We start from the raw sequence: 1,865 nt of genomic DNA on the forward strand, positions 1-1,865 counted from the left end.
GAGCCAGTCATGACGCACCTTGCCGGTTATACCGATTTCTTGATTGAAGCTGGTCAACAAAACGAAAACTACATCTCAGGCGCTTTTGGGATTCAGCCTTCCGACCTTCAATCCATGCCGGCAGGAAGCCTTCTTCCAGTTATTAGTGCACTCTCGGCAGAGTGCTCAACAATCACTACATCTGGAACTTCCGCCGCCCGCGATACGGCCAATGCTTCAACAGCATTGAGCTACTACGCCACGACTAGTCTGCTTGTCTCTTCTGCACAAGCTATTGGCATTGAATCACTGGGATTGAATGAGTCTCCCAGCATTCAACAACCTGAGATGGTGCTCTCTAGTTTGAACACCGGAGCTGACATTGTGACCTCGCAAGCATCCCTGATATTCGATAAAGGTCTCCAACCTGGTTTTGCCACGTGGTCCACCGCATGGGGCTTGGAAGCTTTCACGACATTAACTGCACGAGGGCGTGCTGGGGATGGGGCTGTCATTGCATTGAATGAAATTTGGTTCGATACCGTGGCATTGTTTATGCTCAATGCACTCCAGACCAACTAGTTCTCAAACATTGTGGTGGAGAGAGCAACAACCTCCCTTCACCAGCCTTGTCAAGGCTAAGCATGAGCGTGAATTGGCATGGAGCCTGCACTCTGGATGCACTCCAGACTTGTGAAGCCTAGGTCGTTAGATCAGCACAAACAGAAGGATCGTGAGAGCTGTGACTACGAAATAAGCTGCAAGATAAATCCAGGTAAAGCGCATGGTGTTTTTCGCTTCAATACCCTCTGGAAGTTTCCGGTGCGCCCAGGTCAGAGCAATGCTGTGGAATATCGTCAACACGATGAAGAGGTAAGACAAGATATACAGCACATCAATGAGCATGAGATAGTCCACGATGGGCAACCCATTGGCTTTACTGCCCTCCATCGCAACCATCGTGAGCAACGCAGTAATGCCGAGGGCAATGCGTGCTTCACCCATGGTGGAAGGAATCAGGAATACCAAGCTAGCCGTAATGACAATCAGAAAGAGGGGCAGGAAGTACTTCACGATGTTTGCCAACACGGGATTGGAAATTGGCACATCAATAACTGTTCTCGAATAGTCCTGCGTGCTACCCACACCCACTTCACCAAAGTCTGTGCCATAGGTGAACGTACTCGTCGTGAGTGTTGTTTCACCAATTTTGTAGCCAGGCAAAGTGAGCCCTGGGTCTACAACTAAAGGAGTGCTGTCCGGAATGAAGTTAATTCCGTATTCCCCGTTAAGTGTTCCTTCAACAACAATGGGAAGGTTTTGGCCACCGAAAGGGAAATCTTGCAGATTGGGCTTGAAATTGAATGCGCCTTGGTAATGGAACGAGTGATACAAAGTTCCATCTGGCTGTTCGATGGGGCCAACCTCTAATGGAGCGATTGTTGTGCTCCAACTATCTGAACTGTTCATAATCTCAAAGTGTTCATCGGGGTGCAGATCCCGATTGGTCCACCGCATCCAGATAAAAAAATCTGCGGTGAAACTACTGGTTTCAAAATTTATCGACTGAATGTTATCTATGTATGCCCCAATGACTACATCGTGATCACCCTCAGGAAACACAGTGGATGAAGCGGGCACTGTCTGCTCAGTAGCACCGGAAGCCTGGGCACTTGTGGCTAAAGCCCCCAGAGCTATCGCCACAATCGCCAATATCCCCAACAGGGCACTCACTCCACTAAGAATGGCCCGTCGAACTCCAGACATGGCTCTCAATTCTTATCCGCTGATTTCTGTGTGCTGCTCAGGATCAGGGCCCAGGCAGTGAAGAACCACGCGACGGCAACACCGACGATGACCCAGATGACTGTTCCACCCAGAATTCC

The 1,865-nt window shown here is 49.5% G+C and carries 2 protein-coding genes; one reads left to right on the top strand and one right to left on the bottom strand.

Features of this window, described 5'->3' with window-relative positions:
* On the top strand, window positions 1-561 hold a 561-nt coding region (locus Q0362_RS01060), incomplete at its 5' end, for a hypothetical protein (RefSeq protein ID WP_298118851.1).
* 126 nt (window positions 562-687) lie between these two features.
* Here the strand turns inward: Q0362_RS01060 and Q0362_RS01065 are convergent.
* Window positions 688-1,746: a hypothetical protein gene (locus Q0362_RS01065; RefSeq protein ID WP_298118854.1), complete on the bottom strand. Its 1,059-nt coding sequence runs from the start codon at window positions 1,744-1,746 to the stop codon at window positions 688-690.
* Window positions 1,747-1,865 lie beyond the last annotated feature (119 nt).

Origin of the sequence: uncultured Aurantimicrobium sp., assembly GCF_936931525.1 — a bacterium.
Taxonomy (GTDB): Bacteria; Actinomycetota; Actinomycetes; order Actinomycetales; family Microbacteriaceae; genus Aurantimicrobium.